A 25,628-nucleotide genomic window follows, 5' to 3' on the forward strand; every position below is an offset into this window, starting at 1 on the left:
TACTGTGTCCACCTGAATGAATCTATTTACCGCGCGACTTTGCTTAATTACCGGTCTTGCAGGGCTTACCGCTTGTAGTGATGCGCCTCTACCGACTATTGGCCGTACCCATGGCGATGTGCCCATGAACCGATTGATTGCTTTTGACAGCCAGCAAAAATGCTATCGATTTTTGGAAAATGTATCATTTGAAGCCCCGTTTGCCGACGGTATGGCCTATCAACAAACCACCTGCCTGACTGCGGGGAAAAAAGTCGGCCGCAAAACTATCGATGAAGTCGCTAAATTGCATGTCTCGCTGACCTCTGACGGCGAATATTACATCGTCAAAGGCGGCTATTGAGCTTTTCTGCCTCACTCCGCGTAAAAGAAGCCAAATGGCTATTTTAACGGAGCGTTTTTGCAAGCTGACAAGTGGTTACAACCACGGGATAACGGCCTTTATTGCGTTGCCGCCGACTATTACATCGATCCTACCGCGCCGGTAAATTGCGCCCTTATTACCCATGGACACGCCGATCATGCCATTGGCGGGCATCATAGCGTTGTCGCTACAGCGCCCACCATTGCCATTATGCAAACCCGCTATGGCGAGGATATGGCGCAGACAGTTAAGCCAGTGGGTTACGGCCAGACCATTACTCTGGGGAAGCCGGATGACCCAGTCACCTGTACGTTTTATCCGGCCGGACATATTCTCGGCTCCGCTCAAATTCTGCTTTGCTATCGCGGTACCCGAGTGGTGATTTCCGGCGATTATAAACGTCAGCCGGATCCAACCTGCCCACCCTTTACCGCCATTAACTGCGATGTTTTTATAACCGAGGCAACATTCGCCCTACCGGTGTTTAAGCATCCGCCTATTGAGCAGGAATGTGAAAAACTGCTGCACTCATTAGCCCTGTTTCCGGAACGCTGTCATCTCGTAGGCGTTTATGCTCTGGGAAAATGTCAACGCATGATCCTTGGTCTGCGTGCCCTGGGGTATCACCAGCCTGTTTATCTGCACGGCGCTCAACGACGGCTTTGTGATTTGTATGAGGAACACGGCATCGAGCTTGGTCAGCTAATGGATGTGGCAGATGTATCTAACAAGTCTGAGTTGGCTGGTCAGATAGTGCTCGCCCCGCCTTCAGCCCTCAATGATCGCTGGTCACGCTCATTACCTGAGGTACGCAAAGCCATGGCATCCGGCTGGATGCAAATCCGTGCCCGGGCCCATCAGCGTCAGGTGGAACTCCCTCTGATAGTGTCTGATCACTGTGACTGGCAAGCATTGCTGGATACCATCGACGAAGTCAATCCGCGGGAGGTATGGATAACCCATGGCCGGGAGGACGCCTTGTTACATCAGCTAACAACACAGGGCGTAAAAGCCCGGGCGTTATCGCTGATTGGCTATGACGAGGATGCCACAGACTAATGGAAGCTTTTTCCCAACTCCTTCAACAACTGTATTTCACCAGCAGTAACAATGAGAAGAGTCGGCTACTGCGGCACTATCTGGCGCACACCGCAGACCCCGATCGCGGCTGGGCGATAGCCGCACTGGCCGGCACTTTAAAGTTTGAGTTTTTTAAACGCAATGCAGTGAAAAACCTGATGCTGGAACGGGTAGATCCTGAACTTTTTGCCATGAGTTATGACTACGTGGGTGAAATGAGTGAGACGGTAGCCCACTTATGGCCTGACGCTACCAACGGCATCGGCCTGCCCGGCCTGGCAGAGCTCATCGACCAATTCCGTCAGGCCAATCGCGAGCAGGTAAAAGTACTGCTGGTACATTATTTATCCGGCATGACGGCCGAGCAGCGCTGGTCATTGCTTAAGTTGGGTACCCGGGGACTCAGAGTTGGATTGTCGGCACGCAGCGTGAAGCGTATTCTCGCCGAATACGGCGCAGTACCGGTAAACGAAATTGAAACCCTCTGGCACGCGCTCAAGCCTCCTTACCGCGAATTATTCGACTGGTTGGAAGGCCGTGCGGAGAAACCCGATATCGCCGGTGCGGTCACCTTCCATCCGGTGATGTTGTCGCACCCACTGCCTGAAGATAAAGCCCCAGAACTTACCGTTGAGGACTGGCAGGTTGAATATAAATACGACGGTATCCGTGTTCAATTGGTGGTAACCGAACAGGGTAAAGCGCTTTACAGCCGTACCGGTGACGACATCAGTGAGTCTTTTCCCGACGTACTGGCAGGCATAGAAGCACGCGGCGTCATTGACGGTGAACTGCTGGTGATTAACAACGGTAAAATTGAATCCTTCAACGCTTTGCAGCAACGGCTCAACCGGAAGAAACCGTCAAAGAAACTCATTGCTGAGCGCCCCGCCGGGATAGTGGTTTACGATCTGCTAACAGATAACGACGAAGATATTACCCCCCTGCCGCTAATGATGCGACGTCAGCGACTCGCGCACTGGCTCTCCCGGGCCTTTGCCGACCACCTGCTGCTGTCGCCCTTACTTTCGGTTAATAGCAATGAACAGCTACAGCAAATCTATGCCGAAACAGCAGAAGATCCCGGCGTTGAAGGCCTGATGCTCAAGCGTAAAGACAGCAGCTATCAGCCCGGCCGTCCGAGCGGCCAATGGTATAAGTGGAAACGTGAGGCACTACATCTTGATACCGTCATCATGTACGCTCAACGCGGGCATGGTAAACGCTCAAGTTTTTACTCGGACTTCACCTTCGGCGTATGGCAGGGCGACACCTTGCTACCCATCGGCAAAGCCTATTCGGGCTTTACCGACGAGGAACTCAAGAAGCTGGATAACTGGGTCAGACGAAATGCCATTGGCCGATTTGGCCCGGTCCGGGAGGTGAAAAAAGAACTGGTAGTCGAAGTCGCTTTTGATGCTATTCATCCTTCCTCCCGGCATAAATCCGGCGTTGCCCTGCGCTTCCCCCGTTTTCACCGCATCCGCTGGGATAAGCCTGCCTGGGAAGCCGATACCTTGACCAATGCCAAAGCGCTTATCATCGAATAACTTGATGCCAGTAGACGGTTAGCCCCCTATCTGTGCAGTCCACTTAAGCTTTAGCGCTCGGGCGCTCACTCACCAACTTATACCAGCGCTGCAAATGCGTTTGCTCCTCGCCAATTCGAATCTTGACCACACGGGCAAAGTCAATTGCGCACAGGGCAATTATATCGGCAATTGAGAAATACTCACCAGCAATGTAGGTAGAATCTGCCAGTTGCTTATTCAGCACATCCAGAAACTTAACGGCATCTTTGCCTGCTTCCACACCATAGTCGGCAACAGGGGTCATACGATCGCTAAAATAACCGGTGGTATGCTGAAAGCAGTGCACTACAGGTAGCATCAGACACAAATCCACGCGCCGCTGCCACATGGCCACCATGCCCTTCTCAAGCGCACTTTCACCACACAAAGGTGGATTGGGAAACGCAGCTTCAATGTAAGTACAAATAGCATCGCTTTCACTGATACAGGTGCCGTCGTCGAGCTCCAGAATGGGCAACTTACCCATTGGATTCTTGCTCAGCAATTCCGGGCTAAGATTTTCGCCCCCCTTCAAATCAACCTGTATGTATTGAGCATTAATCCCTTTTTCAGCAAGAAACATTCTTACCCGCCGTGGATTGGGTGCCGTTTGCGTATCGTAGATTTTCATCGCGAGCTCCTGTTCAGTGAAGAAGGATCAGACTAATGGATTTGGCGACCAAATCAACTCACAATTGTGTAAATCAGGGTAAATGGTAGGCGGATAAACCATGCTTCACGGGCAATCTGCGCCCGCAAAACAGGTGAAGAATGGATTACTGAACGGTTAACAGCGTAGAGTTGCCGGTCCAGTAAAGCAGGATAACCTGCATAGCGTCGGTCAGACTCAGGTAATCACAAGGTTTGGTCATATAAGTGTTACAGCCTAAATCGTAACAGTCTTTTACATCCACGTCGGTATCTGATGTCGAGAACATGATAACCGGAATATGTTTCAAGTCAGTATTTTCACGGATCGCAGATAGCACTTCGCGGCCGCCCATTCTTGGCATATTCAGATCAAGAATAATGAATGAGGGCAGAGAACCGGTAGTGGTTAACTGCTCCATCAAATCCACCCCATCTACGGCGGTTTTGATCTGGGTTTGCATTAAATTACTATCGATTAAGGCATCGGTGATCAGTTCGCGATCGTCTTCATCATCATCAACAATGAAGATGAAATTTAACTCACTGATCTTCTTTTGATTAATTTCTAAAGTGTTCATAGCTCGTTCATTATAACATTTTATCTCAATGACCTCACTGACGGTTTACTTTACCGGTAGTTGCATGTAAAAAACGCTACCTTCGTTCTCACGGCCTTCGGCCCAGATACTTCCATTGTGTTTTTCTACAATTTTCCTACAAATTGCGAGGCCCATTCCGGTACCTTCAAACTCACTCTTGCCATGCAGGCGTTCAAATAGATTAAAAATTCTTTTTGCATACTGATTGTCAAAGCCAATGCCATTGTCTTTGAATGCCAGGGTAATATGTTCCTCCGTTAACTCCTCTACCGTAATCTCGATGACAGGTTGTCGCTCCGGGGCAACAAATTTCAGGGAGTTCTGCAGTAAATTCTGAAAAACCCGCATTATATTTCCCTTATCAGCAAGAATGACACCAATTTTTTCGACCCTGATATCCGCCTGCTTGTCATTCACCAGCAACGAAATATCATCAAGCACCGCTTGAATAGCATTGTTAGCATTGATCAGGCGAAACTTCATGGCGTCATTGCTTAACCGTGAAAAGCTAAGGGTATTTTTAATGAGTGTCTGCATACGTTCAGCAGACGCCCGCATCCTTTTTAAATAGGACTGATTCTTCTCTGAGAAAGTGTCGCCAGAGCGCTGGATCCGGTCACCAAAAGTCTGAATTTTTCGCAAGGGTTCCTGCAGGTCATGAGAAGCAACAAAAGCAAAGCGTTCCAGCTCCCGATTTGAGGTCTCGGCTTTCTCCAGTGCTTCAAGCAGATGTAATTCTGCTGTTTTACGTTGTTTAATTTCCAGATTGAGTTCAGCCGTACGGTGAGTGACTAACTCTTCGAGCATATTGTTCATCTGCAGCACTTTCTCAGACTCAAGAATCATTTTACTCTGGATCATACTGCGCAGCTTCAATGCACCTTCCCGCTCGGCTTCCTGCCAGGGCGCGGACTTTTTATAAACGTTTTGTTTCCAGAGCTCAAATGAACTTCTCGGCATTAAGCGATGACTGCCGTCATCGGTAAACTCAATCACCTTTTCCGGTTTGCCACCCCAATTCTTCGCCTGAATAATTTCTCTGCGAAACCACAGAATATATGAACTGTTGTCCCCAGAGAGCGACACCATCATGACCCCACTGGCAATGTCTGCAAGTTCAGCAAACTGTGGGTTGTCGATGCCAAGCTGGTGTGTAAAGTACGCTTCTTCCTGTTCGGTTATTTGTTCTGCCAGCCACTGATGTAACGGCGCTATAATATCCGGTTCAGGGACATCCCCTGCACTTTGTATCGTGCCGTCAAGGCACCATACGGCCCCACTGGCCTCCACCAGTGCGAGCAGTTGATCGGCTTTTATCTTCAGTGCATTCTGATATTCCCGCTCCTCGGCCATTGCTGCTGAGATCTGACCCAGCATAGCCAGTTGCCGGGCATTTCGTTGTGTATCTTCTTCCTGAATTTTGACCGATATCAGTTGTGACAACATTACTGAGATGTACTGAGCGATTTCACGTACTTCAAAAGGGACAAAGTTACGTGAGTAATGGTGACAGGCGATGAGTCCCCATAATTTGCCGTTAATGATAATGCTGATAGACATGGAGGCTTTTACGCCCATATTACGCAAATACTGTATGTGGATAGGCGATACGCTGCGAAGCGAGCAGTAACTTAAATCTACGTGAGGTTGAGCCGGGTACAACCGGGACACTTCAGCCTCCACATCACACAACAGCCGGATAGGGTTTTTGATATACAACTCACGGGCTTGTTGTGGAATATCCGACTCAGGAAAATGCTGTTTTAAAAACGCATTAAGATGGGGCTCTTTGGCTTCGGCAATCACCTCACCGTTGTACTCATGATCGAACTGGTAAAGCATCACCCGGTCGAAGCCTGAGAACCGTTTTACCTCTTCCACCACAGTCTGGTAAATCAGGTCGAGTTTGTGCACACCCATTAACGACTGAACAGAGTTCTTGAGCATTTTAAGCACAGACTCATAGGCCTTATCACTAACCTTACTATCCGGCTCCAGCGCTATCAGGATCACCGAGCCATTGTAGGTGGCAATAGCGGTCATCTTAAGCAGCTCTGAGTCGGCATGCTTAATTTGCACGGATGTAGGATTGAATAGCTGTAAATTTTCGGATTGCCAGTGCTTATTGATGATAGCGCAGTATTCCGCATCAACGACTTCAACAAGGCTTTTACCGATACATTCTGACAAGGGTATGCCGCACAACTCAGTGATATTTTCGCTCACACAACTCAACGCCATTGTGGCCGGCTCGACCACCAGCAAATAGCCGTGCGGCTGGATAGAACCGGGGATATGAATAGGCTCTTTGTGACAGTTATCCAGAGTTACTTCAAAGTTATCAGTCAAACTGAACTCCTTTCATCAGCTCAGACATATTTGAAAATGACTGGTTGGCGCCGTTAATAATCTGCTTTTCACTGCCAGGGTTTAAGGTCACAAACTGCTCCAGGGATAACTGAAAGTCCCGCCACATCGTCGGCGTTTTGGGTCCGTAACTGTGAAAAAAGCGTAACCCGAAACGCCCTTTGAATTGAGGCTGGTGACGTAATCTGTCAAGGATATGTCCGCCGCCAAGAGTAGCGCCCTCAAAGACATACAAAAATCCCCACGCCTGAGCCTCGTTATCCGGTAATGTGAGTGCTATGCTTGAATATGACTCGCTATCAGCGACAAATTGGCCACTGTTTTTCTCAAGGTAGTCGATATCACTGTCCAGCCAGCTAAGTTTGGAGCGCTCTTTCATCATCGCTGCGGTGCTGTTGTATTGTTCGAGCCTGACTTCAACCAGCTCGTAATACGAACGGTGGAGTTTAAGCATGTGTTGATAGGCCTGAAGGTCAAGTGATGTGGCAAACAACAAGTCACTCATCACCGCTTCAATCCGGCAATGGGCGTCGCGGGTTTCCCGCCGCAGCCGCATGCCGATGTCGGATTTGGCTACCTTGCAAGCGGTTACGCTATCCTTCATGTTTCACTCTACTCTGAAATAACTGGTCTTGAAATGGGCTGGTAATGCCAATCAATATACTTGCCCCCTGTTTTTGTCAACAGAATCTTGAGAATTATCAATAGGAATCAAACAGATCTCATTAATAGCTATCGCTGAATTGAGAACTGTCTATTGTGTCCCGCCAGCTAAGGCGCCATTAACGATGGTAAACCTGAATGTAATTTACCGCGAGGGAGTCAGATAACCGCCAAACACCGGTAAACGGGTTTAATTTCATACCAGTTTCATTAATCAGCGTAAATTGCTCCGAAGACACCCACTCTGCAAGCTGTTCAGGGTTAACGAACATTTTCCAGTCGTGTGTGCCCACCGGCAAATAACGCATAATATACTCAGCCCCCAGGATGGCAATGAGCCAGGACTTGACCGTGCGGTTCAATGTAGCCAGGATCAGAGTGCCGGAAGGTTCAACGAGTGTCGCACAGTCGTGGACAAGCGCGGCCTGATCCGGCACGTGCTCGACCACTTCTGCATTAATAACAACATCAAATCGCTCACCTTCAGCTCGTAGCTCTTCTGACAAACAGTGCCGGTAATCCACTGACAGTCCGGACATTTTTGCGTGACGTTTCGCCACTTCTATACTTATCGCACTGGCATCGATCCCGGTCACCACAGCCCCCCGTTTGGCCAGGGCCTCACTGATCAGTCCACCACCACAGCCAACGTCGAGTATGCGCAAACCCTCAAGACACCTGGCGGCATCCGGGCGCCGTCCGTGACAAGTCGCCAACTGCGCAATCATGAAATGGGTACGCGCCGCATTAAACGCCAGTGCGGTTTTATATTTGCCGTTGGGGTCCCACCACTGCTCAGCCAGCGCATTGAAGCGAGCCACTTGTTGTTGTGAAACATTTTCGGCGCCGACTGTGCCTGTGACTTTGCTTTTATCCAGCATGACAAGACTTCATTTACAACTGCTCGCTGAGACGGCGAATATCATGATTAAGTTTACGGTCATTCTCGCTATAATCTACCGGGCAATCAATGATATGCACACCAGATTCTGCAATACAACTACGCATAAGAGGGCCTAATTCTTCCGTGGCGTTAACCCGGTGGCCTGTCGCGCCATAGCTTTGCGCGTAGGTGACGAAATCCGGGTTACCGTAATCCAAGCCGAAGTTATCAAACTCCATGTGAGCCTGCTTCCACTTAATCATACCATAGGCGTCGTCGCGCAGAATAAGCACCACCAGATCAAGCTTAAGGCGAACCGCGGTTTCAATTTCCTGACTGTTCATCATAAAGCCGCCGTCACCGCAAACCGCCATGACCGGTTCATCCGGATTCACCAGTTTTGCAGCCATCGCCGAAGGCAAGCCAGCCCCCATGGAGGCAAGCGCATTGTCGAGTAACAGAGTATTCGGTGCGTAAGCCGGGTAATTTCGGGCAAACCAAATTTTATAGATGCCATTATCCAGCGCTACCACACCGTTTTCAGGCATGACTGCACGGACTTCGCTAACCAGTCTTTCCGGCAGGACAGGAAACCGGTCGTCACTGTCTGATTCCTGGCGATGCTGCACATAAGCATCGTGAACGTCCTGGTAGAGATCCCGCTTCCAATGCGCCTGGGGCGTCAGGCGCTCGTTGATCTGCCAGACGCTGTTCGCAATATCACCAACCACTTCCAGTTGCGGAAAATACACCGGATCCACTGCCGCGGACTCAAAGTTAATATGGATTACCTGCTTGCCGTTGTGGTGCATAAAGAATGGTGGCTTTTCGACTACGTCATGACCCACATTAATGATGAGATCAGCCCGTTCAATCGCCTTGTGCACAAAATCGCCGTCTGACAGAGCCGTATTGCCAACAAACAAGGGGTCAGACTCATTTAAAACGCCCTTGCCCATTTGGGTCGTCACAAACGGGATCCCGGTATGATCGACAAAGCGGCGCAACATTTTAGCCGTCAGTTTACGGTTCGCTCCAGCACCAATGAGTAATAACGGCGCTGTAGCCTGTTCAATCATGGTCTTGGCTCGCTCCACCGCTTTTTCCTCGGCAACCGGGCGACGAGACTGACTTTGCTTCAACAAGGGCGCAGTGGTGGATTCCCGTGCAATATCTTCTGGAATCTCAATATGTACTGCCCCGGGACGTTCTTCTGCGGCGAGTCTGAATGCCTCGCGAATGACTGACGGAATGCGTTCGCCGCTAACTATTTGCGTGGTGTATTTAGTAATCGGCCGCATCATATCAACCACATCAACCACCTGAAAACGCCCTTGTTTACTGGTTTTAATTGGCTTCTGGCCAGTAATCATCAGCATCGGCATAGCGCCGAGCTGAGCATAAGCGGCAGGTGTTACCAGATTGGTAGCACCGGGGCCCAGGGTGGATAAACAAACCCCGACTTTACCGGTGAGTCGGCCGTAGGTGGCAGCCATAAACCCTGCGCCCTGTTCATGCCGGGTGAGCACCAACTTAATGGATGAATGGCGTAATGACTCGAGTAAATCCAAATTCTCCTCGCCGGGAATGCCGAAAATATACTCGACACCCTCAGCTTCCAGAGCTTGCACAAACAAATCTGCTGCTTTCATATTCCTGTTACTTATTGGCTTAGCGTACTAGTTGCTACGCAGACAGTGAAAAATAGTTTAGTTCAACAATGAATTAGCGCGTATTACTGAGCGGCTTTCCAGTTTTCCAGCGCATCCTGGGTATGCTTATCAATGGCGTCTTTGTTGTTGCTGACCCAGTATTTTTCCATGATCCGCACATTGGCCTGATTGGCTTTGTAAAAGAAGTCAGCAATATCACCAACCAGCGGAATAAACCCCAGCCCAAAGTCGAGCAGACAATTGCGGATCATCACTTTAATCAGTCCCCTGGGCAGCCCCATCTGTTTAGCGAGATGCACAATCCGAAACGACACCAGCAACATCAGCACATCACCAACGCCTGGAATTAACCCCACGATGCCGTCTAAACCAATGCGAAAATTAATCAGCGGGATTCTAATCGACGTATCCAGAAGGTTCGCCAGTTTTTGCGCTTTCAGTAACAGTTTAGGTGCCGAACCGTTGTAGTCTTTCATCTTGGACATCCGTGTTTTTTGGCCAGTTGTGCACGCTGTTCCACGTCAGTGTCCACCTGCCAGCCATGCAGGTTTTCCTTTACGAGGTCGAACAGCATTGAGATGTGGGACGATTCACTGTTGAGCGCCGGGATGTATTCATAACGTACTCCGCCGGCTTCCAAAAAGTAATCACGATTCTCTTCGCCAATTTCTTCAATCGTTTCCAGACAATCCGATGAGAAGCCGGGACAGACCACCTGTACTGACTTAATACCCTTGGCAGGCAGCGCCTTAAGGGTTTCATCCGTATAGGGTTTTAACCACTCTTCGCGACCAAATCGCGACTGAAAAGTGGTCATAAACTGAGTGTTATCCAATCCCAGCTCTTCGGCTATCAGCCGCGACGTTTTAAGGCATTCACAGTGATAAGGATCGCCATTTTCTAGATACCGTCGGGGTACCCCATGGTAAGACAGGATCAGTTTTTCTGCCTGGCCATTAATTTCCCAGTGCTGGCGTATGGTTTCGGCAACCGCCTTAATATAGCCCGGACGGTCGTGATAATGACTGACGAACCGCAGGTCCGGCAACCACCGACGCTGTTGAAAATCCGCCGCGATAGCATCAAAGGTAGAGCCGACGGTTGAGGCGCTGTATTGCGGGTATAACGGCACCACCAACAGTTTTCGCACACCGTTACTGAGCATTCGCTCAATCACTTGATTTACCGCAGGCTCGCCATAACGCATGGCAAAATCAACTACCACGTCATCACCAAACTCCCGCTCACAACACTTAGCCAGCGCTTCGGCCTGTGCTTTGGTATGCACCATCAGCGGTGAACCTTGCTCAGACCAGACGGTTTCATAGGCTTTAGCCGACCGTTTGGGGCGAATGTTTAAAATAATGCCATTGAGAATAAACCACCAGATAAGGCGTGGTACCTCAACCACTCGCGGATCCGATAAAAACTCTTTAAGGTACGGTTTAAGTGCGCCTTTCGTGGGCGCCTTGGGCGTACCCAGGTTGGTAATTAAAACACCAATTTTATCTGCCTGATGATGGCTGAATCCCGCGTTACCGGTGTACTTCATAAATATCGAATCTCAATAGTAAAATAGTTAATTGCAAATAATACGGCGCAACGACTAAATTGGACTGCTATGACTGATAATAGGTGGGCGTTTCCCAGCCTACCGGCAGCCCCAGCACGAACACCCACAGATAAAACAGCAGTGTCCAGCCAACAATAAAGACCATTGAATAAGGCAGCATCATAGCGATTAATGTCCCCATCCCGACATCTTTTTTGTACTTGGCGGCCATAGCCATGATCAGTCCGAAGTAGCTCATCATCGGCGAAATAACATTTGTTACTGAATCACCGATACGATAGGCGGCCTGAATCACTTCCGGGGCATAGCCCAGTAGCATTAGCATTGGCACAAACACCGGGGCGGTAACCGCCCATTGCGCTGATGCACTCCCCAAAGAGAGGTTTACCAAACCACACATGAGGATAAACAGCAGGAAAACCTCCGGGCCTTTCAAATCAAGCTGAATAAGCAGTGCTGCACCCTCTACCGCCAGTACTGTACCCAGGTTGGTGTACTTGAAAAAGGCGACAAACTGAGCGGCAAAAAAGACCAGAGCGATGTAAAGCCCCATGCTACTCATGCTACGCGCCATACCCTCGATAACGTCGCGGTCATTTTTCATTGTTCCCGCCACCTTTCCGTACACAAAGCCAGGAATAGCAAACATGACAAAAATTAATACCACGATCCCTTTCAAAAAGGGTGAGCCTTTTAAGCCGCCGGTTTCGGGGTTACGCAGAACACCATCTTCAGGTACCACTGCCAATGCGACTACTATGCACAGCCCCAAAAATGCCAGACCGGCCATTTTCATGGCTTTCATTTCCTGAGCACTAGGCGATGCCATAGCTTTCTCATCCAACACCATGGTCGATTTGGATTCATCGAATTTACCCAGCCGAGGTTCAACAATCCGATCGGTCACAAAGAAACCCAACGCCGCTATCACAAAGGTACTGGCAATCATAAAGAAGTGATTAGACTCTGCGCCAACCACGTAATTGGGGTCGATCATCTGCGCTGCTGGTGTTGTTATTCCGGCCAGTAACGGGTCAATAGTACCTAAAAATAAATTGGCACTGTAACCAGCTGAAACGCCAGCAAACGCAGCAGCCAGGCCGGCCAGAGGGTGACGCCCCAGGGAGTGAAATATCATCGCCGCCAGCGGGATCAGTACGACATAGCCAAGTTCAGAGGCCGTATTGGACAAAATACCACTTAACACCACGATAAACGTGACCAACCGGCGGGGGGCATTGAGTACCAGGGCCCGCATGGCAGTAGATAACAATCCGGAATGTTCAGCCACCGACACCCCCAGCAATGCCACCAGTACCGTCCCTAATGGTGCAAAACCAGTAAAGTTGGTGACAATGTGTGTCATCATCCAGTGCAGACCTTCCACGCTCATTAAGGAGACGACTTCAATAGTCCCCGAAGCGGTCTGCGCGTCTTCTGGCCTTGGGTCGGCGACAGAGACGCCAAGCCAGCTTAAAAAGCCACTAAGCAACACAATAAACACAGTTAAAATGGCAAACAGTGTAACGGGATGGGGTAACAGATTACCTAACCATTCAACCGTTGCTAAAAATCGGGAAAACCAGCCCTTATTATTCTCTGTTGTTGTAATACTTTTTTCTGTCAAAACATTTCCTCAATCTTTCTTATTATAGCTGTAGCCTTAGCCGACATTGCTGTGCAATGGAGGACAACTACAGTCCGGTAGTCCCTGACCGGATGTTGGCATATTATGTTGGCACTGAAGCTTCGCTCAGACCATTATTTTTATGGCAGCAGTTTACCTTAAATCGATGCCCTTTGGCAGAGTTGGCTACTTTTAGCGGCAAAATTCACGCATAAAAAAACCGACTGTGAAAGTCGGTTTTTTTAGTCTGGCCAGAGTCGTTACTGACCAGAGCGTTTGTTCATATAGCGGAAGAAGTCGCTGTCAGGCTCGACCACCAGGATGTCGTCCTTACTATCAAAGCTAGCGCGGTACGCGTCCATACTACGCAAGAAGCCATAGAATTCAGGATTCTTGGAATAAGTTTCAGCATAGATCTGCGCCGCGGTCGCATCACCTTCACCGCGAAGCTGTCGGGCATTACGCTCAGCGTCGGCCAACATAACAGTTACCTTGGCTTCGATGTTGGCTTTAATGACTTCTGCCTGCTCCTGACCTTGTGAACGGTGCTCACGGGCAACAGCCGCACGTTCAGCACGCATCCGTTGGAAGATTGAATTACTGACTTCCGTCGGCAGGTTAATTTGTTTAACCCTTACGTCAACGATTTCAATGCCAAGTTCATCAGATGAACTGGAAGCTTGTTCCATTGCTTGTTCCATTAACTCGGTACGTTCGCCAGAAACGATTTGCGCAATCGTGCGGCTACCAAACTCTGTGCGCAGACCGTTGTTAACTTTCTGCTTTAACAAGGCTTCGGCCTGTAATTTGTTACCGCCATTTGTTGACAGGTAATAACGGGCAAAGTCTTCAATGCGCCATTTCACATAGGAATCAACGATTAAGTCTTTTTTCTCTGACGTTACAAAGCGGTCTGGCGAGTCATCCAGGGTCTGGATCCGCGCATCTAACTGGCGCACGGTGTCGATAAATGGCAATTTAAAATGCAGACCCGGTTCGAATACTCTGGTATCGCCGGTTGCGGCATCACGCTGCACCTTACCAAACTGAATAACGATGGCGCGCTGCCCTTCCCGAACCACAAACAGTGAACCGGTGGCCAGAACCAAAACCGTAATTATGATAGCTATAATAAAGTTTTTCATCAGTGCTTATCTCCCACCACGACCACTGTCACCGCGAAGGCCAGAAGGCGTCGATGACGAGTTTCGGGAGTTGTTCCCAGTTGAGTTAGCGACGTTATTTTGTAAACCTTCGAGTGTATTGCGCATACGCTCCAGGCTTGACTTACTGTCAGCGCCCTGGTTTTGCATCATCTTATCCAAAGGTAAATACATAATGTTGTTACCACCATTACCACTATCAACCATGATTTTGGTGGTATTTGAAAACACCTGTTCCATGGTTTCCAGATAAATACGCTGGCGAGTAACTTCCGGCGCTTTTTCATACTGTGGCAATAACTCTTCGAAGCGTGAAACTTCACCCTGCGCTTCCAGTGTTACACGCTCTTTGTATGCCTGCGCTTCTTCGTTCATCCGGTTAACCTGACCACGGGCACGAGGCTCGATCTCACGGGCATAAGCTTCCGCTTCACGGATAAAGCGCTGCTCATCTTCCTGTGCGGAAATAGCGTCATCGAACGCATCCTTGACCTGCTCAGGAGGGCGGGCATCTTTAAAGTTCATATCAACAATGGCAACACCAATATTATAAGGTTCAAGAATGGCTTCAAGCTCTTCCCAGACACGTTGGCGGGTCAATTCACGGCCGTCGGTCAGTACATCGTCCATAGTGGAATGCCCCACCACATAACGTATAGCACTGTCCAATGCCTGACTCAGGCTCATTTCCGGACTGGTTACCGCAAACGTCCAACGGTACGGGTCAACAACCCGGTATTGTACTTCCATCTGCACGCTGACCACGTTTTCATCTTCGGTCAGCATTGAACCAGAGGAAGACTTATAGCGAATTGACTGAACATCCACCGGGATAACCGAGTCAATGAATGTCGGTTTCCAGCGCAAACCCGGCTCAACCAGTGAGTTGTACTCACCAAACCGCAGTACAACGCCCGACTCAGCCTCACGAATGGTGTAGAAACCACTAACAAAGTAGATAATTGCCAACAAGCCAATCAGGAAGGCCGCACCAATGCCACCCAGCTTTTTGCCAGAGCCACCATTACCACCGCCGCCCATTCTACCGAGCTTACCAAACAGGTTCTTAAACACATCATCCAAATCCGGAGGACCTTGGTCTCGTCCTCCGCGATTTTTCCACGGGTCATTATTTTTATCACCCGGCTCATTCCAAGCCATGCTAGTACTCCGAAAATTTAATTATTTAATACTGAATTCTATTATTTTTAGATTTCAAAATATATAAAACTGCCAAATCAGTGTTTTACTACAAACTCTGATAAACCATGATCTAAACGCTTTTCCAGCCGGTTCCAATCAGCTGCCGGCATCCGCACATCCACCACCCAGTCCCCTTGCGCATCGTAAGATTGTTCGGATATACAATCCAGTTCATAAAGAACACCGCGTAAACGGCTCTGCGCCGGAGGAATCTTCAGGGTGTAACTTACCATGCTCTGGGCCAGACAATCATTAATTGCCTCGAACAACAGTTCTGTGCCCTGACCGGTTTTAGCAGACAGCCAGACGCGTATTGGTGTGCCTTCCTCGTCCCGATCAATTTTTGGTTCTACTTCTTCCAGCTGATCAATTTTATTACACACAATCAGCTGCTGAATTTCACCGGCGTCAATTTCATCGAGCACCGTATTCACCTCATCCATGGTTTCCAGATAATTGTTGGCGGAATAATCCACCACGTGTAACAACAAATCGGCTTCCTGAGTTTCCTGCAACGTGGCTTTAAAAGCTGCAACCAGATCATGGGGGAGGTGACGAATAAAACCAACCGTGTCGGCAAGAATCACCGGGCCAACCTCTTTCAGGTCCAATTTACGCAACGTGGGGTCCAGCGTCGCAAACAGCTGGTCAGCCGCATATACATCCGCATCGGTGATATGATTGAACAGAGTAGACTTACCGGCGTTGGTATAACCGACCAACGACATGGTGGGTATTTCAGCCCGTTTACGCGAACGACGGCCCTGTTCCCGTTGCTTGGCGACTTTTTCCAGACGGCGCAGAATAGTTTTAATTCTGCCACGCAATAAACGTCGGTCAGTTTCGAGCTGGGTTTCGCCCGGGCCACGTAAGCCGATCCCGCCTTTTTGGCGTTCAAGGTGAGTCCAACCCCGGATCAAACGGGTGGAAATATGTCGCAGTTGGGCAAGTTCAACCTGCAGTTTACCTTCGTGAGTACGGGCACGCTGCGCAAAAATATCGAGAATTAGCCCGGTGCGATCGATCACCCGGCACTTGCAGATTGCTTCGAGGTTTCGTTCCTGTGAAGGAGACAGGGCGTGGTTAAAGATCACCACATTAGCCTCATGGGCTTTCACTGCAGCAGCGATCTCTTCAGCTTTACCCGATCCAACAAAATATTTTGGATGAGGGGCGCCCCGGGACGTGGTTAGTACATCAACAGCATTAACGCCCGCCGATGAAACCAGTAATTCCAGCTCAGCCAAGTCTTCACGACTGTCTTCATCGGCAAAATTTACATGAACAAGTATAGCCTGTTCACCGGCTTCATAACGGTCAAACAAGCAGGTTACCTTTGTATTTACTCACTTTTGTTCTCAGAATCCCCTTGCGCGCTTGGCATCGTAATAGCTCGTGAAGGCACGACCGTTGAGATAGCATGCTTGTAAACCATCTGACTCACTGTGTTCTTTAACAGGATAACAAACTGGTCGAATGACTCTACCTGCCCCTGGAGTTTAATACCGTTAACTAAATAAATAGATACCGGAATCCGCTCCTTCCGTAATGCGTTTAAAAACGGGTCTTGTAATGATTGCCCTTTAGCCATCTCAGATCCTTAATTTTTATTATTAAACCGACAACTCAAAAAATTGTCCCAGCGCTAATTAAATTTATATCACACTTGCTCAAACTAAAGTGTGACTTTTGCAGTAATTTTAGTCAAATTATCTTTAGAAAATGTGTCAAGCCAGGTTAAGTCAGGCCACCCTCGTAACCAGGTTAACTGTCTTTTCGCTAACTGCCTGGTTGCAATGATACCTTTATCACGCATTTCTGCATAGCTTAACTCACCTTTAAGATACTGCCATACCTGACGATATCCCACAGCCCGGATTGCTGGCATGTCCTCATGGAGGTCTCCACGTTCGTACAACGCTTTCACTTCGTCCACCAATCCTTGCGCTAACATCAAATCAAACCTTTGTGCAATGCGATCATGTAACACGGCTCGCTCCTGAGGTGCAATCGCAAACTGGTCAATCTTGTACGGACAACGATAAATTGCCTTTTCCTGCCAGTGGGTTAGAGATTTCCCCGAACTGCGATACACTTCCAGTGCCCTGGTCAGTCGTTGCGGATCATTAGGATGGATACGCGTAGCACTGACCGGATCGACCTTTTCGAGGTCCGCATGCATTGCCTGCCAGCCCCGCTCATTAGCTTCACCAAGAATCGCTTCACGAATCTCAGGATTAGACTTAGGTAGGGGCGAAATACCATTTATCAAGGCATTGAAATACATAATTGTTCCGCCCACCAAAATGGGCAGTTTTCCTCTGCCGTGAATTTCACTGATCAGACGTGTGCTATCGGCCACAAAGTCCGCCACAGAATAAGCCTCATTGGGCTCAATAATATCGACCAGCCAGTGTGGTGCAATAGCCATTTCCTCGGGGGTCGGCTTGGCGGTACCAATATTCATGTGTTTATAAACCAGCGCTGAGTCAACACTGATTATCTCAGCGGGTACCTGACTGGCCAGTTCAAGCGCCAATCCGGTCTTGCCGGATGCGGTCGGGCCCATTATCGACACCACCGGGCCTGTTTGATTACTCATTGCTTGTTGTTATCCAGTGTATAAGCTTGTGCTGCGCGACCCCGAGGCCGTGTTGTTCTAGTATGTCAGTCTGTGCAGAAACCGCCAATTGATCAAACCACTGCCACGAAGGGATTGTCTTCGTTTCCTGTTTTTGCATAGCCTGTGCTAAAACATCATACAACCCTTCTTCCTGCTCGGGAGAAGACTCCACTAACGCAGGAAACAAGCCTGCCCAGGGCAATTGACGCAAACCGCCTGGTACTTTTAGCAGACGGGACTTACCGCCTGCGATGCTGATTTCAAAGCCCTGCGCTGCCAACAACTCCGAACTCTGTGCGGTCAGCGTCTGGCTTACAGCCACGGGCATCAGCAGCGGTTGAGCCACACTCGCCTGGGTAAGTGTGTCAACCAGCCAGGCTCGGATAAGCTGCCGGGACTCTAACAGAATGCATTGCCCGGCTTGCACATACAGTCTGTTTCCCTGCAGTTCAACGAACCTCAGTGCGCTATCCCGATGCTCTGAAGCGTCCTGAGTTGGCGTCATAAGTTGCTGATAATGCTGCTGATACTGACCACTTATGCGGCTACCGGTGGGTACATAGGGAGTGCCACGTCCCGTTGACGCTCCAGGCCCCGACGAGCGGACCTGATGAGATGTACCGGCTGGCGTGCCATACTCATTGTCACTGCGCTGGACTAGGGGGCGGATGTAGTCATGGCTGGGTTCAGAAGCAGGCCCGGGTAACCTGTCTTCAGGAGTTGTGGCGCTGTTGCCCAAGGCATCACAAATTGCCTTGCAGATAAAATCGTGAACCAGCCGGCTTTGCTGGAAACGAACTTCGTGTTTGGCCGGATGCACATTAACATCAACCTCTTTAGGGTCGATGGTTAAATACACCACAAAGGCCGGTTGCTCCGGCAAGGCCAATACCGACTCATAAGCCTGTCGCAAAGCATGGAGAATAAGCTTATCGCGCATGCCCCGGCCGTTAACGAAACTATACTGGCAGTCATTGCTGCTGCGCATCTGACTGGCATCTCCGAGCCAGGCCTCGAGGGTAATGGAATCATACTCACACCGGGTGTGGGTGGCATGTTGCACAAAAGCCTGGCCACAAACCTGCCCAACCCGCGAAGCAAGCTGATCCTCACTCATGGCGCTGAACCGTTTAGTCACCTTGCCGTTATGACGCAACATAAAAGCCACTTCCGGGCGACTTAACGCAATGCGCTTGACCACCTCTTCAATGTGCTGGTATTCCGTTTTTTCCGTGCGTAAGAACTTGCGCCGCGCTGGCGTATTATAAAAGATATCCACCACATCTATGGTCGTGCCATCCGGGTGAGCGGCCGGTTGCAGGGTTACCGCCATATCACGGCCTTCACAGATTGCTTGCCAGGCTTGCTCTTGCCCGACAGGTTTCGACGTCAGCGACAGTCGGCTGACAGAAGATATACTGGCCAGTGCTTCACCGCGAAAGCCCAGCGATAATATCTGTTCCAAGTCATCGAGCGTGGCAATTTTACTGGTCGCATGGCGCGACAACGCCAGCTCCAACTCGTCTTTTGCGATGCCAGAACCGTTATCGCGCAATTTGATACGCTTATGGCCGCCTTTCTCAATGTCGAGCTCTATTCGGGTAGCGCCGGCATCCAGGCTATTTTCCACCAGTTCTTTTACAACCGATGCGGGGCGTTCAACCACTTCACCGGCGGCAATCTGGTTTGCCAGTCTGGGCGGCAATAATTTAATGGGCAAAGAAAATCCTGTTAACGTTTTGCTTAGGTACTGGGAATCGTGAGCACCTGACCGATGCGGACCATGTCACCATTGAGATTGTTGGCGGCTTTAATGCTGCTGACTTTTACATTATACCGCTGTGCCAGCAAGGATAAAGACTCACCGCTGCGAACCTTGTGTGTACGGCTTTCTGACTTGATCGATGCCCAGAGCGTACCATCCGGCGGCGTTTGCCGGAAATAGCGCTTGGTGGCCGACAACAACGCATCAGCCAGTTGTTGGCGATACTTGGACCAATTCAGGTTTTTCTCTTCCTGCGGATTCGAAATAAAACCCACTTCAACCAAGATGGAGGGAATATCTGGTGCGGTAAGTACTGCAAAACTCGCTGCCTGCGGAGCTCGTTTATGTAACCGGGTAATCCCTTTTAATTCACTGATGACTTTTTTACTCAGGTCGTAGCTGGTCGACATGGAGTGATCCATCGACAGTCCGAGAATCGTTTCAGCCAGATACCGTTCTGAGGCGTTATCTGAAATCACCTCGGCCGCGCCGCCAAGTAATTCAGAATGCCGCTCGCTCTTCTCCAGCCAGCGACCCAGTTCACTGTCGGCACGTCTCATTGAAAGCACCCAAACCGAAGCGCCGCGCGGCTGAGGCTGACTAAACGCATCAGCGTGAATTGAAATCAGTAAATCGGCTTTATGTTTACGGGCAACTTCCGGCCGCCCATTGGGCGAAATGTAATAATCGCCGCTTCGCGTCATCACCGCACGCATGCCGGTTTCGGCATTAATTCGGCTTTCGAGCATTTTGGCAATGCTTAGGGTAATATTTTTTTCAAAACTACCAGCAGGACCAATAGATCCTGGATCCTTACCACCATGGCCGGCATCAATGGCCACAATAATGTCACGATCACGGCTGGACTGGTTCATATCCAGCACTACCCCCGGTTCACCGGGAGGCGCGGTATCAACCAGATCCACTACTAACCGGTGACCTTTGTCTTCAGCAGGTGCGATGGCAAACAGCGCCGTTTCGGCTTTACGATTCAGTTCCAGTACAATACGGGTAGATGAATTGTCTTTAGGGGTGGAGTATCTGACTCGTTTGAGCAGAGGCCCCTGTTTATCAATATCCAGTGAGGTGTCACTTTGGGTGGCAGCCAGGTCGATAACCAGCCGGTCCGGATTTCGTAAAGTAAAATAAGTGAACTCAGGAGAACTTTTGAGATCAAAAACTACCCGCGTACTGCCCTCGGATGGCCATACACGCATGTTGTTTATGTCGTTTGCGGCACTCACATTAAAGGTAAGTAAGCACAAACTTATAAAGAGTAATAATGTATCGCGCAACATACTTAGCCCTGGTGTTAAATTATATTTATCAGGCCGTAAATTCCCCCGAATGACGAATGGATAAAGCGCCAGGCTATATCCGCTTACACAATTGCAATGCGGCTCGTCCTGTTAGCGAAATCGCAGCAATGTTAAATCGTCTTCCAGACTTGTCTGGTTCTATACTAATCACTAAATCCGCTGGTGCCAAGTTTTGACCACCATTTTGCGGCCACTCAATAAGGCAAACGCGATTATTACCGAAGTAATCCCGGATCCCCATAAACTCCAGTTCTTCAGGATCCGCCAGCCGATACAGATCAAAATGGAACACTTCCAGACCTGCCAGCGAATACGGCTCAACCAGCGTATAGGTTGGACTCTTAACGTTGCCTGAATGGCCCAGGGCCTGAATAAAATGGCGGCTAAATGTGGTTTTACCGGCGCCAAGATCGCCTTGCAGATAAACCACTATACCTTGGGGTAACTGCTGCTTTACCGCCTGAGCCAAATCTGTCGCCAGCCTGGCTGTATCCTGTTCTGATGCCGCGTAAAACGCCCCTTGCGCTAATGCCATACCGATTACTGCTATTTAAATGATTACTGATTGACCAAGGCCCGCAGTGACTCAAACAAATCACTGGCAAGCATCCCGCGCTGACCATACAAACGAGCAACTTCATCACCGGCTTTTGCATGAATCGAAACACCGTATTTCGTCGCGATATCCTTGCTTAACCCCTGGGACAGCAAGGAGCCAAGAATACCACTTAACACATCACCCATGCCAGCCGTTGCCATGCCGGGGTTGCCATGCTGACACACCCAGGTCTGAGTTTCGTTGTCGATAATCGAACCCGCACCTTTCAACACACAAGTGGCATGAAACTTCTGCGCACACTGTTTGGTGCTGTTAAACCTGTCGGCTTCCACTTCATCGACACTGGTATTAAGCAACCGCGCAGCTTCGCCGGCGTGAGGAGTGATAATGCAATCCGAAATAGAATACGACAGAGCATGTTTACTGAGCAGGTTTAGTGCATCAGCATCTATGACCATGGGTTTGGGGTGGGTCTGACAGTGCTTCATCGCTTGCTCAAACGCTGCCAGCGCCCAGTCATCCTGTCCCAGCCCTGGACCAATCACTACACAGGATGCCCAGTTAAGCGCGTCCTGTAGATTCTCATGAGACACCATCAGCTCTGGTCGGCCGGCGCTCACCTGAATGGTTGAGGCCTCATGACAAAAGACTTTCACTAACCCGGTGCCACAGCGTAATGCCGCCTCACTAGCTAAACGAATAGCGCCAGCCGTACCCCGATTACCACCAATACAAAGCAACCTCCCATACGTGCCTTTGTGGCTATGAATTTCTCGTGGCGCCATGCCCTGGAACTGTTCGATTGTCAGTAAAGTGGCAGATGAACGAGCCAGCTCCACGAAGGCTTTACCAATACCCAGATCGTCGAACACCAAACGGCCGCAGGATTGTTTACCGGCACCCGTGGTCAATCCAGGCTTGATACCGACAAAGGTCACTGTCACGTCGGCTTCAATGCAACGCCCTAGTGACTGACCGGTATTGGAATCGAGGCCGGAAGGTACATCAATACTCACCACCGGCCTATCGGCCTGATTCACTGCATCGATAATATCGGCGAACTCATTGCGAATATAACTGTTGATCCCCGTCCCTAACAACGCATCAACTATCAGCTCGCATTTCTCAATGTGAGCTGCGGTGAAAGGCTCGATTTTACCGCCCGCATCAAGCCATTGTTGTTGTGCAGTACCTGCATCGCCCTCGAGGATCCGATGAGGCTCAACAGCACACAGCAACACCTGCTTACCGGCTTCTTTAGCATGTAAAGCGGCAATGTAACCATCGCCTGCATTATTGCCCTGCCCCACCAGCACCAAAAACACATCGGTGTTAGGCAACAATAACTGACATTGCTTAAATACCGCTTTTCCGGCCCGCTGCATCAGCTCAAACATTTCCACACCGGACTGTTCAGCCGCGGTACGTTCATTTTCCCGAACCTGGTCGGCGCGATAGAGTTTATATGGTAAACTGTCGAGCAGTTGAGTATCTAGCATGTGTACATGTCCACTTTACAATCGATAGATCTGGTCAATTTGGTAGACGATATCAAGGCTTGGGCCATTGCGCTAGGCTTTCAGCAGGTTGGTATCAGTGATATTGATCTTAGTCAGCATGAATATGCCCTGCAACAGTGGCTGGATAACCAGTATCATGGTGACATGGACTACATGGCCAGCCACGGGATGAAGCGGGCCCGCCCGGCCGAATTAGTGCCAGGGACATTACGGGTAATTTCCGTCAGGATGGACTACCTTCCCCCGGACGCCTCCTTTGCCCGCCACCTTAAAGACGGTGATATTGGCTATATTTCCCGCTATGCACTGGGCCGCGATTACCATAAGGTATTACGAATAAAGCTTAAACAGCTGGGCGAACAGATCAGCGAACGTCTGACCGATACCGAGTACCGCCCGTTTGTAGACTCCGCGCCGGTACTCGAACATGCCATCGCTGAAAAAGCGGGGCTGGGCTGGACCGGTAAACATTCCCTTACACTGAATAAACAAGCGGGTTCGTGGTTTTTCCTGGGCGAGCTGTTTATTAACCTGCCGTTACCGGTGGATGAACCGGTAGCCGAAAATTGTGGTACTTGCACCGCCTGTATCACCATGTGCCCCACCCAGGCTATCGTTGCGCCCTATCAGGTCGACGCCAGACGCTGTATTTCTTACCTGACCATCGAATATAATGGTGTGATCCCCGAATCCTTGCGCCCGGCCATGGGCAATCGCATCTACGGGTGCGATGATTGTCAGCTGGTTTGCCCATGGAATCGTTTCGCTCCGGTCACTTCAGAGAGTGATTTTCATCCTCGCCAGGTCCTGCACGGGCAGTCTTTACTTACGTTATTTAACTGGGATGAAAATACGTTTTTGAAAAACACCGAAGGCTCGCCCATTCGGCGTATAGGTTTTGCGAAGTGGCAACGAAACCTGTGTATAGCAATTGGCAATGCACCGTATTCTGCCAATTATGTTACAGCGCTGACGGCAGCCAGAACCAATGCCTGTGAACTGGTATTGCCTCATTTGGAGTGGGCACTGACGCAGCAGAAAGAGAAACGGCAAACCAGTAATCAGGAAAACCGGCAACTGGCCAGGCTCACCCGGACCATTGAGAAAGGACTGCCGCGCGACGCCTGAGGTCACGCGGCCACTACAGTAATATTACTTGTGGTACTGGGCGCTTAAGCGGTGGACCGCCTCTACAAACACACCGGCGTGCTCGGGCGGCACGTCCAGATGGATACCGTGGCCAAGGTTAAACACGTGGCCATTACCTTCACCAAAGCCAGCCAGAATATCGCCGACTTCCTGCTCAATACGGGCCGGTGGCGCATATAACATGGAAGGGTCCATATTACCTTGCAGGGCCACTTTATCTCCGACCCGGGTTTTCGCCTCGGCAATATCGATGGTCCAGTCAAGGCCTACTGCATCACAGCCGGTTGCTGCGATAGCTTCCAACCACATGCCGCCGTTTTTGGTAAACAGCGTAACCGGAACCCGGCGACCTTCGTTTTCACGAGTTAAGCCTTCCACAATGCGCTGCATATACTGCAACGAGAATTCTTTGTAGTCCCGTGGTGACAGCACACCGCCCCAGGTATCAAACACCATTACCGATTGTGCCCCGGCGGCTATTTGCGCATTTAAGTAACTGGTCACAGAATCTGCCAATTTGCCAAGCAGTGCGTGTAATACCTGTGGCTCAGCAAACGCCATTTTCTTAATTTTGGTAAATGCTTTGCTGGAGCCGCCTTCAACCATGTAGGTAGCCAGTGTCCACGGGCTGCCTGAGAAACCGATTAGCGGCACATCGCCTTTGAGCTCGCGGCGAATGGTACGCACGGCATTCATGACATACTGGAGTTCGCCTTCCGGGTCGGGCACACCAATACGATCGACATCCGCTTTACAGGAAATCGGGCGTTCAAAACGTGGACCTTCACCGGTTTCAAAATATAACCCCAATCCCATAGCATCAGGAATGGTGAGAATATCCGAAAACAAGATGGCAGCGTCCAGTGGGAAACGACGCAGTGGTTGCAAAGTTACTTCGCAGGCCAGCTCGGCGTTTTTACACAACGACATAAAGTCGCCGGCGACGGCACGAGTGGCCTTATATTCTGGTAAATAACGACCAGCCTGACGCATCATCCATACCGGCGTTACGTCTACAGGTTGCTTGAGCAACGCACGCAGATAGCGGTCATTTTTTAAAACTGGGCGCTCAAGGCTGCCATTGGTTTCTGCCATGGGGATCCCCGGAATCAATTACACTACAAAAAATTGGCGGCGAGTATAACAAGATTTGGCGAATGATGCGTATAAATGAACAGCCAGATGAAAATTGCAGCGATTTACTTGATTTATCGCATATGCTCTGCTACTACTATTAAGCATAAGTACAGAAGCTCGCCAACGGGCCCTCAGTTAA

23 protein-coding genes are annotated in these 25,628 nt (G+C 49.8%); 4 read left to right on the forward strand and 19 right to left on the reverse strand.

Features of this window, described 5'->3' with window-relative positions:
• Window positions 1-16: 16 nt before the first annotated feature.
• Genes AC2T0J_RS02865 through AC2T0J_RS02875 form a run of 3 tightly spaced genes read left to right on the forward strand, consistent with a single transcriptional unit; the run spans window position 17 to window position 2,994 of the window.
• Window positions 17-343 (forward strand): hypothetical protein, encoded by a 327-nt coding sequence (locus AC2T0J_RS02865; protein ID WP_489808681.1) that lies wholly within the window; start codon window positions 17-19, stop codon window positions 341-343.
• A gap of 57 nt (window positions 344-400) precedes the next feature.
• On the forward strand, window positions 401-1,423 hold the full coding sequence (locus AC2T0J_RS02870) for a ligase-associated DNA damage response exonuclease (protein ID WP_489808682.1): 1,023 nt from the start codon (window positions 401-403) through the stop codon (window positions 1,421-1,423).
• Window positions 1,423-2,994 carry a cisplatin damage response ATP-dependent DNA ligase gene (locus AC2T0J_RS02875; protein ID WP_489808683.1) on the forward strand — a complete coding sequence of 524 codons (1,572 nt, stop codon included), beginning with the start codon at window positions 1,423-1,425 and terminating at the stop codon, window positions 2,992-2,994. Before AC2T0J_RS02870 ends, AC2T0J_RS02875 begins: the two co-directional genes overlap by 1 nt.
• Window positions 2,995-3,037: 43 nt before the next feature.
• Here the strand turns inward: AC2T0J_RS02875 and AC2T0J_RS02880 are convergent, their stop codons facing one another.
• The 18 genes from AC2T0J_RS02880 to AC2T0J_RS02965 all read right to left on the reverse strand — a co-directional run bounded on the left by AC2T0J_RS02880 (window position 3,038) and on the right by AC2T0J_RS02965 (window position 23,182).
• Complete coding sequence (locus AC2T0J_RS02880; protein WP_489808684.1) at window positions 3,038-3,646, reverse strand: glutathione S-transferase family protein; 609 nt, start codon at window positions 3,644-3,646, stop codon at window positions 3,038-3,040.
• Window positions 3,647-3,791: 145 nt separating this feature from the next.
• Window positions 3,792-4,244 carry a response regulator gene (locus tag AC2T0J_RS02885; protein ID WP_489808685.1) on the reverse strand — a complete coding sequence of 151 codons (453 nt, stop codon included), beginning with the start codon at window positions 4,242-4,244 and terminating at the stop codon, window positions 3,792-3,794.
• Between the two features lie 45 nt (window positions 4,245-4,289).
• On the reverse strand, window positions 4,290-6,614 hold the full coding sequence (locus AC2T0J_RS02890) for an ATP-binding protein (protein WP_489808686.1): 2,325 nt from the start codon (window positions 6,612-6,614) through the stop codon (window positions 4,290-4,292).
• On the reverse strand, window positions 6,607-7,236 hold the full coding sequence (locus AC2T0J_RS02895; protein ID WP_489808687.1) for a biliverdin-producing heme oxygenase: 630 nt from the start codon (window positions 7,234-7,236) through the stop codon (window positions 6,607-6,609). The genes AC2T0J_RS02890 and AC2T0J_RS02895 overlap by 8 nt, the downstream gene beginning before the upstream one ends.
• A 178-nt stretch (window positions 7,237-7,414) precedes the next feature.
• Window positions 7,415-8,176 (reverse strand): bifunctional 2-polyprenyl-6-hydroxyphenol methylase/3-demethylubiquinol 3-O-methyltransferase UbiG, encoded by a 762-nt coding sequence (gene ubiG / locus AC2T0J_RS02900; RefSeq protein WP_489808688.1) that lies wholly within the window; start codon window positions 8,174-8,176, stop codon window positions 7,415-7,417.
• Between the two features lie 13 nt (window positions 8,177-8,189).
• Window positions 8,190-9,830: an acetolactate synthase large subunit gene (locus AC2T0J_RS02905; RefSeq protein WP_489808689.1), complete on the reverse strand. Its 1,641-nt coding sequence runs from the start codon at window positions 9,828-9,830 to the stop codon at window positions 8,190-8,192.
• 83 nt (window positions 9,831-9,913) lie between these two features.
• Complete coding sequence (locus AC2T0J_RS02910; RefSeq protein ID WP_489808690.1) at window positions 9,914-10,327, reverse strand: DUF4112 domain-containing protein; 414 nt, start codon at window positions 10,325-10,327, stop codon at window positions 9,914-9,916.
• Window positions 10,324-11,403: a ferrochelatase gene (gene hemH, locus AC2T0J_RS02915; RefSeq protein ID WP_489808691.1), complete on the reverse strand. Its 1,080-nt coding sequence runs from the start codon at window positions 11,401-11,403 to the stop codon at window positions 10,324-10,326. The genes AC2T0J_RS02910 and hemH overlap by 4 nt, the downstream gene beginning before the upstream one ends.
• Window positions 11,404-11,470: 67 nt before the next feature.
• Entirely contained in the window at window positions 11,471-13,051 is a 1,581-nt protein-coding gene (locus tag AC2T0J_RS02920; protein WP_489808692.1) for an AbgT family transporter, read from the reverse strand.
• Between the two features lie 260 nt (window positions 13,052-13,311).
• Window positions 13,312-14,196 (reverse strand): protease modulator HflC, encoded by an 885-nt coding sequence (hflC, locus tag AC2T0J_RS02925; protein ID WP_489808693.1) that lies wholly within the window; start codon window positions 14,194-14,196, stop codon window positions 13,312-13,314.
• Between the two features lie 6 nt (window positions 14,197-14,202).
• A complete protein-coding gene (hflK, locus tag AC2T0J_RS02930; RefSeq protein WP_489808694.1) occupies window positions 14,203-15,375 on the reverse strand; it encodes an FtsH protease activity modulator HflK in 1,173 nt (390 codons plus the stop codon).
• 77 nt (window positions 15,376-15,452) lie between these two features.
• Window positions 15,453-16,742, reverse strand: a complete 1,290-nt coding sequence (gene hflX, locus AC2T0J_RS02935) for a ribosome rescue GTPase HflX (RefSeq protein ID WP_489808695.1) — start codon at window positions 16,740-16,742, stop codon at window positions 15,453-15,455.
• A gap of 17 nt (window positions 16,743-16,759) precedes the next feature.
• Window positions 16,760-17,008, reverse strand: coding sequence for an RNA chaperone Hfq (hfq, locus tag AC2T0J_RS02940; RefSeq protein WP_105935156.1), 249 nt, complete (start codon window positions 17,006-17,008; stop codon window positions 16,760-16,762).
• A gap of 84 nt (window positions 17,009-17,092) precedes the next feature.
• Window positions 17,093-18,019, reverse strand: coding sequence for a tRNA (adenosine(37)-N6)-dimethylallyltransferase MiaA (gene miaA, locus AC2T0J_RS02945; protein WP_489808696.1), 927 nt, complete (start codon window positions 18,017-18,019; stop codon window positions 17,093-17,095).
• Window positions 18,012-19,760, reverse strand: a complete 1,749-nt coding sequence (gene mutL / locus AC2T0J_RS02950; protein ID WP_489808697.1) for a DNA mismatch repair endonuclease MutL — start codon at window positions 19,758-19,760, stop codon at window positions 18,012-18,014. Before mutL ends, miaA begins: the two co-directional genes overlap by 8 nt.
• A 23-nt stretch (window positions 19,761-19,783) precedes the next feature.
• On the reverse strand, window positions 19,784-21,103 hold the full coding sequence (locus tag AC2T0J_RS02955) for an N-acetylmuramoyl-L-alanine amidase (protein ID WP_489808698.1): 1,320 nt from the start codon (window positions 21,101-21,103) through the stop codon (window positions 19,784-19,786).
• A 73-nt stretch (window positions 21,104-21,176) separates the two neighbouring features.
• A complete protein-coding gene (gene tsaE, locus AC2T0J_RS02960) occupies window positions 21,177-21,659 on the reverse strand; it encodes a tRNA (adenosine(37)-N6)-threonylcarbamoyltransferase complex ATPase subunit type 1 TsaE (protein WP_489808699.1) in 483 nt (160 codons plus the stop codon).
• 23 nt (window positions 21,660-21,682) lie between these two features.
• The gene (locus AC2T0J_RS02965) at window positions 21,683-23,182 is read right to left on the reverse strand and encodes an NAD(P)H-hydrate dehydratase (RefSeq protein ID WP_489808700.1); all 1,500 of its coding nucleotides are present in this window, start codon (window positions 23,180-23,182) and stop codon (window positions 21,683-21,685) included.
• Between the two features lie 6 nt (window positions 23,183-23,188).
• Here AC2T0J_RS02965 and queG point away from each other — a divergent pair, with 6 nt between their 5' ends.
• The gene (gene queG, locus AC2T0J_RS02970; protein ID WP_489808701.1) at window positions 23,189-24,331 is read left to right on the forward strand and encodes a tRNA epoxyqueuosine(34) reductase QueG; all 1,143 of its coding nucleotides are present in this window, start codon (window positions 23,189-23,191) and stop codon (window positions 24,329-24,331) included.
• Window positions 24,332-24,355: 24 nt separating this feature from the next.
• Here the strand turns inward: queG and hemE are convergent, their stop codons facing one another.
• A complete protein-coding gene (hemE, locus tag AC2T0J_RS02975) occupies window positions 24,356-25,447 on the reverse strand; it encodes a uroporphyrinogen decarboxylase (RefSeq protein WP_489808702.1) in 1,092 nt (363 codons plus the stop codon).
• Between the last annotated feature and the right edge of the window lie 181 nt (window positions 25,448-25,628).

Source organism: Alteromonas sp. ISO5 (assembly GCF_058105165.1).